Origin of the sequence: Algihabitans sp., assembly GCF_965226985.1 — a bacterium.
GTDB lineage: Bacteria > Pseudomonadota > Alphaproteobacteria > Kiloniellales > DSM-21159 > Algihabitans.
In genome coordinates this window covers 723,737-738,830 of record NZ_OZ245712.1, presented here as the reverse complement: position 1 = coordinate 738,830, position 15,094 = coordinate 723,737, and the positions used below count along the sequence as shown (strand labels likewise).

Here is a 15,094-nt window from a genome sequence, read left to right as displayed (position 1 = left end):
AGGATCGGCTCAGCCGACCTCTCTCTCGGCGACGACACGGTAAGCCTCCAACAGTGCCGGCCACCCCATCGGCGAGGCCATGCCCGCAGCCATGCCGGGACCGCCAGCACCATGCCGGTCGAAGGCGACGTGCGTGACCTTGACCTGCGTCCGGCCCGGTTCGATGGGGAGGAAGCGCACATCGACCTCACTGGCCTTGGCCGGATCGGGCTCGGGCGACCAAGGCTGAGTGTCGGGGGAGATCTGCCAGGCCAGCAGGAGATGCTGCGGCGGCTGCCACGCCAGTACGGCCCCCCAGCCCAGGGTCTCGCCGTCCGTGCCCGTCTCGAACCAGCCCCGGTCCCGGGTCAGTCCGATGGCCGCCGCCGTGCCGCGTGAGAAGCTGTTCTGCTTCGGCCACCAGCGGTCGATTCCGTCGGTGAAGAGCGCGAAGGCGATGTCGGTCGGCAGATCCACCGACACGCTGACGACCACCTCCGGGCTTTCGACAGAGACTTGCTCCATGATGCTCTCCTTGTTGCCTAGAGCAGGCCGAACCACCCCGGCAGCAGCAGGGCGATGATGGGGAAGGCCGCCAGAATCGCAAGCCGCAGAAGATCGGCTACCACGAAAGGCAAGGCCCCAAGCATCACATCCTCGTTCTTCACCTCCGGTGCGACGGAGGAAATGACGAAGAGGTTCAGACCGACCGGCGGGGTGATCAGCCCCAGCTCGACAGCCACCACGGCCAGGATGCCGAACCAGATGGGGTCGTAACCAGCCTCCAGAATCAGCGGATAGAAAACCGGTACGGTCAGCAGGATCATCGCGAGGCTGTCCATCACGCATCCCAGCAACACGAAAAATACCAAGACAACGGCGAGCACCATCCAGGGCGCGAGCCCCAGGTCGCGGATCAGCGCCACCGTCTCGGCCGGGATCTGCGAGACCGACAGCAGGTAGCCGAAGATCTCGGCGCCCATGATGATCAGGAAGATCGCCCCGGTCGTCCGCAGGGTCTCCCTCAGGGCCTGACACAAGCCGGGCCAGCGGACTCCCCGCGCCAGAGCGACGAGCAACGTCAGGAAGGCCCCGGCCCCGGCGGCTTCCGTCGGCGTAAAGAGACCGCCGTAGAGGCCGCCCATCACCAGCAGGAAAAGCGCCAGAACCGGTAAGGCCGGCTTCAGGGCGGCAAGAAGCGGTGCTTGTTCGCTTTCCTGCCTGCAGCCGCCCAGCTCCGGCCGCAAGCGCACCAGAAGTGCGATGGTCAGGCCGTAGAGCAGGATCGCGAGCAGGCCTGGCAGGATACCCGCGAGAAACAGGGCCTCGACGGACTGCTGAGTGATCAGGCCATAGAGCAGAAGCGCGATGGACGGCGGGATCATGATGCCAAGCGTTCCACCCGCCGCGAGCGCGCCGGTCGCCAAGCGGGGCGCTGTGCCCTGAGCCTGCATCTCCGGCAAGGCAACGCGAGCCATGGTCGCAGCCGTCGCAAGCGAGGAGCCGGAAACCGCCGAGAAGCCACCGCTGGCCAGAACCGCAGCCAGCGGCAGGCCGCCGCGCCAACCGGCCAACAGTCGCCGCGCCGCCGTAAAGAGATCGCGCGAGAGACCGGCCTGCGCCGCCAAGTTGCCCATCAAAAGGAACAGCGGCACCAGCGTGAAGGCATAGTTGGTCGCCACGTCCCAGGGGCCGTTTGCCAGGATCGCCAAGGCTGCCTCGGGGCTCGCCAGCAGAGCGAATCCTCCCAGACCCGTGAGGATCATCGCCAGCGCGACGGGACAGCGCAGGACCAGAAGAACCAGCAGGCTCGCGATGGCCGCCAGGCCGACCTCCGGCGGGCTCATAGCCGTCCGCTCATTGCGAAGTCGGCTCGGTTCGGCGGAAGAGCAGCGACAAACCCACCAGTGCGGTTGCGGCGAAGGTCAGGACGGCAAAGGCGTAGAAACCCCAAAGGGGCAGCTGCATGTCTTGCGTCGTGTCGCCGCGCGCGAGTAGCGCGAGGCTCTCTTCGGCGTAACGCCACGCGAGCAGCGCCGCCAGCACGGCGAACAGAAAGTTCCAGAAACGATCGAGCCCGTTGGTCAGGCGGGCCGGCCAATGCCGGCTGAAAACCTCGACCGTCACCGGTCCGTCCCGGAGCGCGCGCGGCAGAGCCGCGAAGACGGTGACCAGAAGGGCGTAGGTCGCCATCTCAACGGCATCGGACAGTAGGAGATCGAGATCGCCAGCCGAGAGATCGAACAGGAGACGCGTCAGGATGCCCGCTACCGTAACCGCCAGGAGCAGCGCCAGAGCCAGCACGGCAAGGCTATCGAAGAAGCTGATCAGGCGATGCATTGCAGGATCTCGGCTAACGGGCGCCGAGCGTATCGCGACAATCGGCGACATAACCCTGCAGGGCCGCATAGGTCTGTCGTGCCGGCAGGCCGCGCTCTTCCAGGTCGGAGAGATAACGCTCACGGGCACGCTCGGCCGCGGCCTCCCAAGCAGCCCGGTCCTCGATGGACTGGAGATCGCCGCTGGTCAGCGTGGCGGCGCGGCCGTCGACGTCGCCCCGGTCGTAGCCGCGCCCGGCGGCCAGCGCCCAGTCCCGACCGGAATGCGCGTCGATCACGGCCCTAAGGTCCTCGGGCAGCCGAGCGTAGGCGTTCTTGTTCATCGTGGTGACGAAGGCCAGAGCGTAAAGCCCGACCTCGGTATGGTGATCAGAGACTTCGTGGGCACGGAAACCGGCTACGGCCTCCCAGGGCAGCAGAAATCCGTCGATCACTCCGCGCTGCGCACTCTCGTAGATCGCGGGCGCCGGCAGGCCCACAGGCTCGGCGCCGAGTTCCTCCAGCAGGGTACCGATCACCGCCGTCGGGCGACGAATGCGCAAGCCCTTTAGATCGTCGAGACTGGTCACTGCCCGCGCAGCCGTATGCAGATGGCCGGCGCCGTGGGTATGCACGAAGAGCACATGCGTATCGGCATATTCCGCATCGAGGGCGCCACTGTCGTAGAGCTGCTGGAACGCGCAGGAGCCGACCTCCGCCGTCTCGAAGAGCCCAGGCAACTCGACGATCTGACTCAGCGGAAAGCGATTGGCGGTATAGCCCTGAACGGTCCAGGCGATCTCGGCGATTCCGTTGCGGGCGTTGTCGTAGCCCTGGGGTGCCTTACCAAGCGTTTGAGCCGGATAGACCTCGACGGCGATCCGGCCGCCGGAGGCCTCCTCCACGGACCGAGCCCAAACCTGGAACAACTCGCCATGCTGCCAGGCGTTGGACGGCATGAAGTGGGCGAAGCGCAAGGTCGCCTCCTGTGCCGTTGCGGGGGAAGCGGCAAGCAGGACAGCGATCAGCGGGAGAGCGATGCGAAGCACCTGGCAGATCATCTCAATTTCCAGAACGATGGGTAAGCCAGGCCGCAGACAAGCCGAGCAGCGGCGGCGATGCAAGCGTCAAAGCGCTGCGCGCGAAGCTATCGCGATCCGCTTCGAAACCGCATCTCCCAGCCAGCCTACAACCCCAGGTATCGTATCCGATCCTCGTTCTGCCGGCTTGACTCCAGAGAGAGCCTTCCGGTCAACTTGATCGCGAACAAACCGGCGGGGCGGACCATCTTGGCACCGCGGCCGGGACACCGAGATGGGGACGCAATGGGGGTCTACATTCGGCCGAACACGCTTTCGCAAGCGTTGGACGCGCTGGCCGAACGCCCCTACACGCCGCTTGCCGGCGGCACCGACATCTACCCGGCACAGGCCAATCTCGCCGCCTGGAACAGGGCGCCCGACCTCCACGTTCTCGACATCTCGGCCTTGCCCGACCTGCAAGGGATCGAGGAAACGTCGGGCGCCTGGCGTCTCGGCGCGCTCACCACCTGGACGGCGGCCATCGAAAGCGATCTGCCGGTCTGGTTCGACGGACTGCGCAAAGCCGGACGTACGGTTGGCGGCCGCCAGATCCAGAACCGCGGTACCTTGGCCGGCAATCTCTGCAACGCGTCGCCGGCCGCCGACGGCGTCCCGCCTCTGCTCGCCCTGGACTGCGAGGTCGAGCTGGCTTCAACAGCCGGACGGCGGCGGCTGCCGCTCAGCGACTTCATTCTCGGCAACCGCAGCACGGCGCGACGTCCGGACGAACTGCTGATCGCGCTGTGGATCCCCAAACCCCGGCAAGCGGCGCGCTCGACCTTTCTCAAACTGGGCGCCCGCAACTATCTCGTGATCTCGATCGCGATGGTCGCGGCCACGCTGGAAGTTCACGACGGTCGCGTGACTGCGGCCCGTCTTGCCGTGGGAAGCTGCTCCGCCGCCGCCCAGCGCCTGCCGGACCTGGAGGCCGCGCTGCAAGACAAGCCCTGCGACGCTGCTCTGGCGACAACGGTCGAGGCGGATCACCTCAGCGGGCTCGCCCCAATCGACGATGTGCGCGGCTCGGCCGACTATCGGCGCGATGCCGCCCTCACATTGGTTCGCCGCGCGCTGCTGGATCTCGTGGACGCAGGCAGCGAGATGGCAGCATGAGCCCGGATGCCGGCAGCGCCGGAACCACGCTCTCCCTGACCGTCAACGGCGAAACGCGGCGTGTCACGGCGGCACCCTTGACACGCCTGACTGAGGTTCTGCGTCACGAGTTGGGGCTGACCGGCACCAAGGTGGGCTGCGATGCCGGCGACTGCGGCGCCTGTACCGTTCTGCTAGAGGGCCGGCAGGTCTGTGCCTGTCTGGTGCCGCTCGGCCAAGCGGCGGGGCGCGAGGTCACGACCGTCGAAGGATTGGCCGTCGAAGGATTGGCCGTAGAAGGATTGGCCGTAGAAGGATTGGCCGTAGAAGGATTGGCCGATCAGGGCCGGCTGTCCGCCCTGCAGCGTGCCTTTCATCTGCACGGGGCGGCGCAATGCGGCATCTGCACGCCCGGCATGCTGATGGCCGCCGCCGATCTGCTGGTACGGGTACCGCAACCGACGGAACGGCAGGTCGAGGACGCGCTGGGAGGCGTGCTCTGTCGGTGCACCGGCTATCGCAAGATCGTCGAGGCTGTCGTCGCGGCTCCGCAGCTCGCGGCGGTCGGTAACCTGTCGAGCGATGCGAGCGATCCATCGGACCCGGCGGTGGGGCGGGCGATACCGCGCCGCGACGGCCTGCCGAAGATCACGGGAGACGACCGCTTCGGCGCCGACACAGCCCCGGTAGACGCCCTCTGGCTGCGCGCGATCCGCTCACCCCACGCGCGGGCGACCTTCGAGATCGGCCATCTTGCACAGCTCTACGCAGCCTGGCCCGGACTGGAGCGCGTGCTGACGGCTGCCGACGTACCGGGCGAAAATTCCTACGGAATCTATCCACATCTGAAAGATCAGCCGGTGCTGGCGGCCGGCGCCGTGCGCTACCGGGGCGAAGCCGTGCTGGCTCTGATCGGCGACCGGGAGACGGTCGAGTCGCTGCCGGCGGAACAGATCCCGATCACCTGGTCTCCCCAGGAGCCGGTGATCGGCATGACGGCGGCGACGGCGACGGCTGCACCGCAGCTGCACGAAGCCTCCGACGGGAACGTTCTGATCCGCGGCTATCTGGAGAAGGGCTCGCCGGACGCTGCCTTCGCGGAGACGGCGGCGCAGTCCGACGGAAGCTGGACCACTGGCTTCGTCGAGCATGCCTACATCGAGCCCGAAGCCGGTTATGCGCAGCGCGACGGCGACCGCCTGACCGTCTACGGCTGCACCCAGGCGCCCTACATGGACCGAGACGAAGTGGCGCGGGTGGCCGGACTGCCGGTCGAGGCGGTCAGAATCGTGCCGAGCGCCTGCGGCGGCGGCTTCGGCGGGAAGCTGGACGTCGCCTTGCAGCCGCTGCTGGCGGTGGCGGCCATGGTGCTGGACCGGCCAGTCCGCGCTCACTTCAGCCGGACCGAGTCCATGACGGCCACCACCAAACGGCACCCCTCGCGCATCACGGCCCGCGCGGCGGCCGAGGCCGACGGCAAGCTGCGGGCACTCGATTTCGAAGGCGATTTCAACACGGGCGCCTACGCCTCCTGGGGGCCGACCGTGGCCGGACGCGTGCCGGTTCACGCCAGCGGTCCCTATGCCGTCCCGCATGCGCGGGTGCGCAGCCGGGCGATCTACACCAATGAGACGCCAGCCGGCGCCTTCCGCGGCTTCGGCGTGCCGCAAGCGGCTATCGCCCACGAATGCCTGATGGACGACCTGGCGGCGCAACTGGACCTGGATCCGCTGGAATTCCGACACCTGAACGCGATCCGGCCCGGCGATACCACGGCGACGGGGCAGCTTCTGGAACACTCGGCGGGGCTCGCCGCTTGCCTGGAGGCTCTGAAGCCCGACTGGCTGAAGCTGCGCGCCGAAGCTCAGGCCTTCAACGCGACCACGGCGGAGCGCCGGCGGCGGGGCGTCGGCATCGGCTGCATGTGGTACGGCATCGGCAATACGGCTCTCGCCAACCCCTCCGAGATGCGGGTGGTGCTGGATCGCCAGGGCCGCCTGACCCTGTACAACGGCGCGGTCGATATTGGCCAGGGATCGGCGACGATCATGCTGCAGATCTGCGCCGATGCACTTGGCCTTCCTATCGAGGCCTTCGCCCAGGTGGTCGGCGACACCGCTCTGACCCTGGATGCCGGCAAGACCTCGGCCTCGCGCCAAACCTTCGTCTCCGGTAAGGCCGCCGAGTTGGCCGGCCTCGACCTGCGCGGCAAGCTGCTGCGTCTCGCCAATGCCGGACCGGACGCGAAGCTTCGTCTCGAAGATGGACGGGTCGAGGTGATCGAAGGCGACCGCAGCCGACAAGTGGAGCTCGCTCGTTTGGAGGAGGATCTGGAAGGCTACGGCTGTTTCGATCCGCCGACCACGCCGCTCGACGAGAAAGGCCAGGGAACGCCCTACGCGACCTACGGCTTCGCGGCGCAGGTCGTGGATCTCTCGGTCGACCTCGATCTCGGCACCGTCGAGCTGCACCGGATCGTCGCCGCGCACGACGTCGGCAAAGCGGTCAATCCGATGCTGGTCGAGGGACAGATCCACGGCGGCATCGCCCAGGGCATCGGGCTGGCGCTGATGGAGGAGTACCTGCCCGGACGCACCGAAAACCTGCACGACTATCTGATCCCGAGCTTCGGCGACGTTCCTGAAATCGACATCCATCTGGTCGAAGACCCGGAGCCGCTGGGACCTTACGGTGCCAAAGGCATCGGCGAGCCGGCACTGGTTCCAACGGCACCGGCGATCTTCGGCGCTATCCGTCACGCCACCGGCGTGGTGGTCCGACAGGCCCCCGCCCTTCCCCACCGCCTGCGTGCGCTTCTGAGGGAGGCCGGGCATGGCTAACGGCGCGCCACCTGCCCAGGAGACGCAGAAGTATGGCGCCCGCGAGGGCGATCAGGGCATTGTGCGCTGCGACGCCTGCCCCGTGCTTTGCCGCATCCGCCCAGGCCGGGTAGGCGCCTGCGGACGCTATGCCAACGAGGACGGCCTGCTCACCCGCACCGATCCGCTGGTCCTGAGCCAGCGCGTCGCCGAAGCGGGCGGGGCCATGGTGGCGTTCCAGGCCGAGGACGCCCAGGGGCAGGAGTGGGACGGTCGTCTGCTAGCCAACGCGGAGACCTTCGTCACCGGCATCGGCAGCGGCACCACCTATCCCGACTACAAACCGGCGCCTTTCATCGTCTCCAGCGACTACGACGGCGTCGATACGGTCACTGTCGTGACCGAGGGCATTTTCAGCTACTGCGGCGTGAAGGTGAAGATCGATACGGACCGCCATTTGGGGCCGGAGACGGCGCCGGTGCGTGCGGCCGGCGAGATGGTCGGGCACGTCACGACCGCCGAATACGGCTCTCAAATGCTCTCCCTCGGCGGCGTGCGGCACCTGACCGGCGGCAGCAAGAAGGAAGGCAACGTCACCTGCGACACGCTGCTGAAGCTCTGCAGCGGCGAGGCCGTGGAGTTGGAGATCGAAGAGGGCGCGACGGTCGTCGTGCAGGCGGACAGAGCACCGATCGTCAACGGTCATGCGGAAGAGCGGATGCGTGTCGGCTGCGGCTCGGCCACTGTCGGCATCTTCGCCCAACAGTGGCACGGACATGTGGACGAGGTGATCGTCGTGGACGATCACATCACCGGCGTTCTGACGGAACACCAGGCCGGGCGCTGTCTCGACATGCCCCTGTCGGGCATCCGCGTGCGCGGCCGCAAGTCCACACCGGGCCGCTACTTCCAAGTGGCCGAGCCGGGCAGCGGCTGGGGCGGCACCGACATTACCGACCCTCTGTCCGTCGTCGAGAAGATCGATCCCAAGACGGCCTGGCCGGGCTTGCGGCTTCTGCTCACCTCCACCACAGGCGAAGACGCTCTCTACTGCGTGCTGGACGACGACCTGAGCCTCCGAGAACAGGAGATGCCCGTCGCGGTGCGTAAAGTGGTCGAGCGCATCGGCGAGAACTGCGAGCCAGCGCTGTGCTCCGTCGTCTTTATGGCGGGAGCCGGCGGCAGCCTGCGCGCCGGCGTCACGGAAAATCCGGTTCACCTGACCCAGTCGGTCAAGCAGGCGCTGACCCGCGTCACCATGGGGGGAGCGCCGGTTCACATCTGGCCGGGCGGCGGTATCACCGTGATGGTGGATGTGACCCGCATGCCGGAGAACGCCTTCGGCTACGTCCCGACCCCCGCCATCGTGGCGCCCATGGAGTTCACCCTCCCCAGGGCGGACTACGAAGCCCTGGGTGGACATTCCGGTGCCGTCGTCGCGCTCGAACAAGTCCTGACCGAACAGGGCGAGACGGCCAAGGCCGCGCGCTGGCGCGACGACAATCCCTGGCCGCTGGAGCAGTACAAGGGCGGCCGGCCATGACCGCACCCGCTCGGCAGATCGCAACGGCGCAGATGCTGACGGGCGGGCGGCTCCACCTGCAGGACGGTCCAATTGATCTTCTGATCAAGGCTGAGGGGGCGGCGGAAGAGGTTCGCGAAGCCTACGCACAGGCTATTGCGGCCTTCGACGGTTTGCTCGCCGAGCTGGCGTGCGAATTGCCGGAGTTGCGCCGGGCGCTCGGAAAGAAACCGCACCGGCTGCGCCATCCCGTTGCACAGGCCATGGAGCAAGCCTGCCGCCCCCACGCGGCGCTCTGGGTGACGCCCATGGCCGCAGTCGCGGGCGCCGTCGCCGACCATATCCTGACCGCAGCGACGGCGGGACGCCGACTTTCGCGCGCCTGGGTCAACAACGGGGGCGACATCGCCCTTCACCTGACACCGGGCACAGATCTCGACATCGGGCTGGTTACAGACCTAGCGGACTGCGGCCCGACGGGGCATCTGACGCTGACCCACGACCTGCCGGCGCGCGGTCTCGCCACCTCCGGACGCCAGGGGCGCAGCCTCTCGCGCGGACTCGCGGAGGCCGTCACGGTCTTGGCCGGGACAGCGGCCGAGGCCGATGTCGCGGCGACCCTGATCGCCAATGCCGTGGACCTTGAGGGGCACCCCGGCGTCTTGCGGCGGCCAGCCTGCGAGATCGACCGCGACAGCGACCTGCAGACCCTGCCGGTGGTCACCGCGGTCGGTCCCCTCAGCGCCGAAGAGATCGAGACAGCCCTGGCCGCCGGAGCAAAGCTGGCGGCGGAGATGCAGGCGGCCGGTCTGATCCAAGGCGCGCTCTTGTCTTTGCGCGGACGCGCTAGGGCCGTACCGGACCGACACAGGGAGACCAAGCTTTCATGGACCTGATCGCCATACGCAAGATCGCCACCTTCGTGGAAGAGGAACGCCACGAGTTCGGGCCGCCCTTGGCCGAGCCCTTGATCCGTGGCAGCGTCGCAATGGTGATGAGAAACCCCTATGCCGGCGGCTACGTCGAGGACATCACGCCGCTGATGGAGGCGCTGAAGCCGGTCGGCAAGGAGATGGCCGAACGCCTGATCGCCGCGATGGGCAAGGGGCCGAAGGAGATCGAGGGCTATGGCAAGGGCGCCATCGTCGGGTCGACCGGCGAGCTGGAGCACGGCGCCCTGTGGCACGTTCCGGGCGGCTGGGGCATGCGCGAGGTCCTGGGCCATACCCAAGCCATCGTGCCCTCCTCCAAGAAAGTGGGCACCCTCGGCACCTCCATCGATATTCCGGTGCATCACGTCAACGCCGCCTACGTGCGCAGCCATTTCACGGCGATCGAAGTACGCCTTCCGGATGCCCCGCGCCCGGACGAGCTCGTCTACATCTTGGCCATGACCAGCGGCCCGCGTCCCCACGCGCGCGTCGGCGGTCTGCAAGCCGGCGACATCAAAGGAGACGACGGCCTACGCTAAGGCCGCGCCTAGAAAAGAAGAGAGAAAAGGAGAACAGGGACATGTTGAGGCGACACTTTGTCATGGCGGGAGCGGCCTTGTTGGCCGCAAGCACCGCCTTCACAGCAGTCAATCCGGCCAAGGCCCAGGAGAGCGTCAAGGTCGGCGAGCTCTTCTCCTACGCGCGCATGGCGGCCTTCGCCGACCCTTACCGCAAGGGCTGGCAGCTCGCGGTAGAGGAAATCAACGCCTCCGGCGGCGTCTTGGACGGAAGGCCCCTGGAAATCGTCAGTCGCGACGACGGCGGCACCACGGCCGACGCCGTTCGCGTCGCCGACGAACTGGTCACCAACGAGGGGGTCGCCTTCCTCTTCGGAACCTTCTTCTCCAACGTCGGTCTCGCGGTCGGCGACTACGCCAAACAGAAGAAAACCCTCTTCATCGCCGCCGAACCGCTGACCGACGCCCTGACCATGGCGCAGGGCAACCGCTACACCTTCCGCATGCGGCCCAACACCTACATGCAGACCAAGATGCTGGTGGAGGCAGGCAAGGAGTCCGGAGCCAAGACTTGGGCCATCGTGGCGCCGAACTACGAGTATGGCCAGTCCGCCGCCGCGAACTTCAAGAAACTGCTGGCCGAGCTGGACCCCGAAGCCGAAGTGGTGGTCGAGCAGTATCCGGCGCTCGGCAAGATCGACGCCGGCGCGACCACGCAGGCCATCCTGCGCGCCAACCCCGACGGTATCTTCAACGCGACCTTCGCCGGCGATCAGGCCAAGCTGGTCCGCGAAGGACAGCTGCGCGGCCTCTTCGAAGAGCGCACGGTGCTGAGTCTCTTGACCGGCGAGCCGGAGTATCTCGCACCTATGGGTGCGGAGACGCCGGAGGGCTGGATCGTGACGGGCTATCCCTGGGATCAGATCGACACGCCCGAGCACCTAGCCTTCGTCGAAGCCTATCAGGCCAAGTACGACGATTTCCCGCGCCTGGCCTCTCTGCTCGGCTACTCGATCCCCTACGTCATCAAGGCGATGCTCGACGAGGCCGGCTCGACCGAAACCGAAGCCATGGTCGATGCGCTCAAGGGCCTGGAGGTCGCGACGCCCACCGGCCCGATCACCATGCGCGCGATCGATCACCAGGCCACCATGGGTGCCTGGGTCGGACGGCTGGCGGTCGAGGACGGCCAGGGCAAGATGGTGGACTGGTACTACGCCGACGGCGCCGACTTCGCGCATACGCCGGAGGCGGTGGAGGCGGCCCGACCCGCCGAATAGTCTCGCCTGTCACCGACAGCCGGCTCCTCCCAGTGCAGGGCGCTCTGCAGGGGCCGGCTGCCGGTTAGGTTCGTCCCTCAGTTCGCAGCGACCAGGATGGCTCACCGCCGATGGATCCCGCCTTTATCTTCATACAGTTCCTCAGCGGCCTCGCGAGCGCGTCCAATCTCTTCCTGATCGCCTGCGGCCTGACGATCATCTTCGGCGTCACGCGGATCGTGAACTTCGCGCACGGCAGCTTCTACATGCTGGGCGCCTACCTCGCCTACACGCTGACCGCACAGCTCATGCCGCTGCTGGGCGACGCGCTCGGCTTCTGGCTGGCCATTCCGCTGGCCGCCGTCGCCGTGGGACTGCTGGCCGTCGTGATGGAGCTTCTTCTGCTGCGGCGGATCTACCGGTCTCACGAACTCTTCCAATTGCTCGCCACCTTCGGCGTAGTCCTGATCGTCCAGGATCTGGTCCAGACGGTCTGGGGACCGGAGGAACTGTTCGGACCGCGCGCGCCCGGCTTCACGTCCTTCGTGGTGATCTTCGGCTTCCGCTTCCCCGAGTATCAACTCGTGCTGATCGCCGCCGGTCCCCTGGTGCTCGGCGCCATCTGGCTGCTGTTCAACCGCACGCGCTGGGGCAATCTGGTGCGCGCCGCTACGCAGGATCGCGAGATGGTCGGCGCCCTGGGGGTCAATCAGGCACGGCTCTTTACCGGCGTGCTGTTTCTCGGCGGCTTCCTCGCCGGACTGGCGGGCGCGCTGCAGCTTCCCGTCGAGCCGGCCAACCCCTTCATGGACGTCAACATCATCGCGGAGGCCTTCGTCGTGACGGTGATCGGCGGCATGGGCAATGTGCTGGGGGCCTTCCTGGCCGCGCTGATCATCGCGCAACTGCAAGCCTTCGGGATCCTGGTCTTCCCGGAGATCACCCTGGTCCTGCCGTTCCTGGTGATGGCTCTGGTGCTGGTCGTGCGTCCCTGGGGACTGCTCGGAAAGCCGGAAACCACGACCAGTCACGGCTTTGCCGGCGACCGCCCGCTGCGACCGCTCGGCCGCACGCAGCAGCTGCTGATCGCCGGTACGGTCGCCCTTCTTTTGCTGTTGCCGCTGGTGCTCGGCGAATACGGCCAGAAGCTCGCGCTCGAGGTCTTCGTCTATGCCCTGCTGGCCTTCTCCCTGAACTTCATCATGGGGGCCGGCGGCATGGTGTCCTTCGGTCACGCCGCCTACTTCGGACTGGGTGGCTATGGCGCCGCCCTGTTGGTGCATCATCTTGGATTCGGGATGGAGGTCGCCATGCTGGCCGCGCCGCTGTTCGCCGGCCTGGGCGCACTGCTGTTCGGCTGGTTCGTGGTGCGCTTGTCCGGTGTCTACTTCGCGATGCTGACGCTGGCCTTCGCCCAGATCGTCTGGTCGACAGCCTTCCAATGGGTCGAGGTGACCGGCGGCGACAACGGCATGATCGGGATCTGGCCATCGGATTGGGCCAGCGACCGGACGGTCTACTACTACCTTTCGCTAGTGGTCTGCGGCGCGGCCGTCGCCTTCCTCTGGCGCGCCGCCCACGCGCCCTTCGGCTACACCCTGCGCGCCGGACGCGATTCAACCCTGCGCGCCGACGCCATCGGCATCGACCTCAAGCGCCATCAATGGCTCGCCTTCGCCCTGGCCGGGACCTGCGCCGGTGTCGCGGGCAGCGTCTTCGTCTTCTCCAAAGGCAACATCGACCCGGGTTCCCTCGCCATCCCGACCTCGGTGGACGCGCTGGTCATGGTGTTGCTGGGCGGCATCCAGACCTTGACCGGCCCCCTGGTCGGCGGCGCGGTCTTCCATCTGCTGGAGGCACAGATCCTGCCGCTGACCGACTATTGGCGCGCGCTCCTTGGGGCGGCCATCCTCGTGCTGGTCATCGCCTTCCCCATGGGGATCGCCGGCTTCCTGCGCGACAGACTGCTACCCGATGACGATCCCGGCGACGCCCTGGAGAAAGAGACAGATCGGGACGGCCGCTCGGAGGCGCGGACATGACGCAGGCAGTGCTGGAGGTCGAGGGGCTGCGCAAGGCCTTCGGCGGGGTCGTCGCGGTGGACACCGTCTCCTTCGAAGTGGCGGCCGGGCGGCTGTTCGCCATCATCGGGCCGAACGGCGCCGGCAAGTCGACCTGCTTCAACATGGTCGGCGGGCAGCTTCTGCCCGATGCCGGACGGGTCAAACTCGCCGGAGAGGATATTACCGGTCTGCCGCCCCGCCACATCTGGCGGCGCGGCGTCGGACGCACCTTCCAGGTCGCCGCCACCTTTACGGCGATGACGGTGGTGGAGAACGTCCAGATGGCCTTCATCAGCCACCGTAAACGCCTACGCGCCCTGCTGCCCACGGCGCGCAAACTCTATCGCGCCGAGGCTCTGGCCGTGCTGGAACGGGTCGGCATGGCCGACCAGGCCGAGCGGCAGTGCGGCCTGCTGGCCTACGGCGACATCAAACGGGTCGAGCTGGCGATCGCGCTGGCGCATGAACCACGGCTGCTGCTGATGGACGAACCCACAGCAGGCATGGCGCCGAAAGAGCGGATCGCGCTGATGGCCTTGACCGCGGACATCGTTCGGGAACGGGGGATCTCGGTCCTCTTCACCGAACACGACATGGATGTCGTCTTCGCCCATGCCGACACGCTGCTGGTACTCGACCGCGGTCGCACCGTGGCCAGCGGAACGCCCGACGCGGTGCGCGAGAACCCGGAAGTGCAGCGGATCTATCTGGGCGGCAGCGGTGCCGAGGCCGCGCAGCGGGCCATGGAGGCGCGGGCATGACCCAGGCGTACGCGGCTCAGGAAACTGTGCGTGAAGCAAGCTCGGCCCTGACGGTCCAGGGCCTCAACGCCTTCTACGGCCGCGCGCACATTCTGTTCGACGTCTCCCTCTCCGTCGGCAAAGGCGAAGTGGTCGCGCTGTTGGGGCGTAACGGAGCCGGCAAGTCGACGACTCTGAAATCCATCGTGGGCCTGGTCGCCGATGCCCGCGGCAAGCGTGACCTCGACGGCCAGGATATCTCCACCCTGCCCTCCTACCGCATAGCCCAGGCCGGACTGGGCTACGTCCCGGAGGAGCGGCGGATCTTCACGAACCTGACCGTAATGGAGAACCTGGAGGTCGGACGCCAGCCACCGCGCCCAGGCGCGCCGGAATGGACGCCGGAGCGGCTGTTCGAGCTGTTTCCGAATCTGGCGGAGATGCGCGACCGGCCCGGCGGGCGCATGTCCGGCGGCGAGCAGCAAATGCTGACCATCGCGCGCTCGCTGATGGGCAATCCCCACACCATCCTGCTGGACGAGCCTTCGGAGGGCCTCGCTCCGGTGATCGTCGAGCAGATGGCCCGCACCATCACCAAACTGAAGAGCGAGGGCCTGACCGTGCTGCTGAGCGAACAGAACCTCTTCTTTGCGCACGCCCTCTCCGACCGGGCTTACGTTATCGAAGGCGGGCGCATCCGCTACCAGGGAACCATGGCGGAATTGATGGCGGACGAGGCGGTGCGCCAAGCCTACCTGACTGTTTGACGA

13 protein-coding genes are annotated in these 15,094 nt (G+C 67.2%); 9 read left to right on the top strand and 4 right to left on the bottom strand.

All coding sequences use genetic code 11. The annotated features are described in order from the left end of the window. Positions 1–9: 9 nt before the first annotated feature. From ACO054_RS03190 to ACO054_RS03175, 4 genes are read right to left on the bottom strand one after another with little or no spacing between them, the layout of a single operon-like run. On the bottom strand, positions 10–504 hold the full coding sequence (locus tag ACO054_RS03190; RefSeq protein WP_421709001.1) for an SRPBCC domain-containing protein: 495 nt from the start codon (positions 502–504) through the stop codon (positions 10–12). 17 nt (positions 505–521) lie between these two features. Continuing rightward, entirely contained in the window at positions 522–1,826 is a 1,305-nt protein-coding gene (locus ACO054_RS03185) for a TRAP transporter large permease (RefSeq protein ID WP_421709000.1), read from the bottom strand. Between the two features lie 10 nt (positions 1,827–1,836). After that, a complete protein-coding gene (locus ACO054_RS03180; protein WP_421708999.1) occupies positions 1,837–2,319 on the bottom strand; it encodes a TRAP transporter small permease subunit in 483 nt (160 codons plus the stop codon). A gap of 13 nt (positions 2,320–2,332) precedes the next feature. Then, a complete protein-coding gene (locus ACO054_RS03175) occupies positions 2,333–3,346 on the bottom strand; it encodes a TRAP transporter substrate-binding protein (RefSeq protein WP_421708998.1) in 1,014 nt (337 codons plus the stop codon). A gap of 276 nt (positions 3,347–3,622) precedes the next feature. Between ACO054_RS03175 and ACO054_RS03170 the strand changes: the two genes are divergently transcribed. From ACO054_RS03170 to ACO054_RS03130, 9 genes are all read left to right on the top strand, one after another. Continuing rightward, positions 3,623–4,492 (top strand): FAD binding domain-containing protein, encoded by an 870-nt coding sequence (locus ACO054_RS03170; RefSeq protein ID WP_421708997.1) that lies wholly within the window; start codon positions 3,623–3,625, stop codon positions 4,490–4,492. Next, positions 4,489–7,311, top strand: a complete 2,823-nt coding sequence (locus tag ACO054_RS03165) for a molybdopterin-dependent oxidoreductase (protein ID WP_421708996.1) — start codon at positions 4,489–4,491, stop codon at positions 7,309–7,311. The genes ACO054_RS03170 and ACO054_RS03165 overlap by 4 nt, the downstream gene beginning before the upstream one ends. Continuing rightward, complete coding sequence (locus tag ACO054_RS03160) at positions 7,304–8,833, top strand: 6-hydroxynicotinate reductase (protein ID WP_421708995.1); 1,530 nt, start codon at positions 7,304–7,306, stop codon at positions 8,831–8,833. The genes ACO054_RS03165 and ACO054_RS03160 overlap by 8 nt, the downstream gene beginning before the upstream one ends. Continuing rightward, positions 8,830–9,708 (top strand): UPF0280 family protein, encoded by an 879-nt coding sequence (locus ACO054_RS03155; protein WP_421708994.1) that lies wholly within the window; start codon positions 8,830–8,832, stop codon positions 9,706–9,708. Before ACO054_RS03160 ends, ACO054_RS03155 begins: the two co-directional genes overlap by 4 nt. Continuing rightward, the gene (locus ACO054_RS03150; RefSeq protein ID WP_421708993.1) at positions 9,699–10,283 is read left to right on the top strand and encodes an amino acid synthesis family protein; all 585 of its coding nucleotides are present in this window, start codon (positions 9,699–9,701) and stop codon (positions 10,281–10,283) included. The genes ACO054_RS03155 and ACO054_RS03150 overlap by 10 nt, the downstream gene beginning before the upstream one ends. A gap of 41 nt (positions 10,284–10,324) precedes the next feature. Beyond that, positions 10,325–11,542 carry an ABC transporter substrate-binding protein gene (locus ACO054_RS03145; protein WP_421708992.1) on the top strand — a complete coding sequence of 406 codons (1,218 nt, stop codon included), beginning with the start codon at positions 10,325–10,327 and terminating at the stop codon, positions 11,540–11,542. Between the two features lie 110 nt (positions 11,543–11,652). Beyond that, positions 11,653–13,563 (top strand): ABC transporter permease, encoded by a 1,911-nt coding sequence (locus ACO054_RS03140; protein WP_421708991.1) that lies wholly within the window; start codon positions 11,653–11,655, stop codon positions 13,561–13,563. Beyond that, on the top strand, positions 13,560–14,345 hold the full coding sequence (locus ACO054_RS03135) for an ABC transporter ATP-binding protein (RefSeq protein ID WP_421708990.1): 786 nt from the start codon (positions 13,560–13,562) through the stop codon (positions 14,343–14,345). The genes ACO054_RS03140 and ACO054_RS03135 overlap by 4 nt, the downstream gene beginning before the upstream one ends. Beyond that, positions 14,342–15,091 (top strand): ABC transporter ATP-binding protein, encoded by a 750-nt coding sequence (locus tag ACO054_RS03130; RefSeq protein WP_421708989.1) that lies wholly within the window; start codon positions 14,342–14,344, stop codon positions 15,089–15,091. Before ACO054_RS03135 ends, ACO054_RS03130 begins: the two co-directional genes overlap by 4 nt. Positions 15,092–15,094 lie beyond the last annotated feature (3 nt).